General features: G+C 64.3%; 1 pseudogene. It reads left to right on the forward strand.

From position 1 onward, the window contains the following. A pseudogene (locus RGCCGE502_RS36470) lies at nt 1-283 on the forward strand (DUF4175 family protein); the annotation flags it as partial.

The raw sequence follows: 283 nt of genomic DNA on the forward strand, positions 1-283 counted from the left end.
ACCCGCTGTCCGGCAAGCGCGTCCGCATTACGCTCGTTGCCAAGGACGCTGCAGGCCAGACCGGCCGTAGCCCTCCGCATGAAATGACGCTGCCAGCCCGACCCGTTCAACGAGCCGCTTGCCGCTGCCGTAGCCGAAGAGCGGCAGGTGTTCTCGCTCGATACGCGGAAGATGCCGGAGGCGGTTGCACTGAACGAAGCACTGACCCTGCGCCCGGAAGAGACGATCCCGAACCTGACCAACTACCTGCTGCTGCAATCGGCGCTGACACGGATGAAGCTCA

The sequence above is a fragment of the Rhizobium grahamii CCGE 502 genome (assembly GCF_000298315.2).
GTDB classification, from domain to species: domain Bacteria; phylum Pseudomonadota; class Alphaproteobacteria; order Rhizobiales; family Rhizobiaceae; genus Rhizobium; species Rhizobium grahamii.